General features: G+C 46.1%; 1 protein-coding gene. It reads right to left on the bottom strand.

The genetic code is table 11. The features are described 5' to 3' along the window. The coding region (locus tag A3735_RS02430; RefSeq protein WP_068637533.1) for an exodeoxyribonuclease III at positions 1-582 on the bottom strand (582 nt) is incomplete at its 3' end. Between the last annotated feature and the right edge of the window lie 259 nt (positions 583-841).

An 841-nucleotide genomic window follows, 5' to 3' on the forward strand; every position in this document is an offset into this window, starting at 1 on the left:
GTTTAGTTCTCGGTAAGTGTCTATAAAACCAGACGCAACGTAGCGGTCTAAACCGTCAATTTCTGCCTGCGTGTAGCCAGCACTTTTATTGTAGTTGGGCTTGGGACGGGCCAGGTCGATGTCTTTGTGCGCAACATTCAGGTCGCCACATAAGATAACTGGCTTGCTTTCTTCGAGTTTCTTTAAATAATCATTGAAGTCTTTGTCCCACTCTTGACGATAAGGCAAACGTTTAAGCTCACTACCAGAGTTTGGGGTGTAGACAGTAACCAAGTAAAAGCCGTCATACTCAGCAGCAATCACTCGACCTTCCTGATCGTGCTCTTCAATTCCCATATCGTATTGGACAGAAATAGGTGCGTGTTTGGTCAGAATAGCTGTGCCTGAGTAGCCTTTCTTCTCGGCAGAGTTACAGTAGATATGATAGCCCTCAAGATCTTTAAGTGCTTCCATCACCTGATCATCCTGGGCTTTGGTTTCTTGCAAGCATAGAACATCTGTTTCCATAGATTCGAGAGAGGAGAGAAAGTCTTTCTTCATCACCGCTCGAATACCGTTAACATTCCAAGAAACCAATCGCATTATAAAACCTCTCTTTAAATCAAATAACGTACACCAATTAATGCTCGCTAGAGCAGACGTACAGAAACGAGGGAGAGAGTTTAGTGAAAAAGGTTAAGGAAGAACAGGCTTAGGCACGATTTCGCAAATGACAGGTCAGTGGGTTCGCCGTAATTTGGTGTACACGAACCACCCTGTTATGGTGGTGAGGGAGTGTGGGGCCTTATAGGGTGCGCACTGCGCACCGCTAGTCGTGGCAAGGAGGCCTAGGGCGCTACGA

Source organism: Oleiphilus sp. HI0061, from assembly GCF_001635675.1.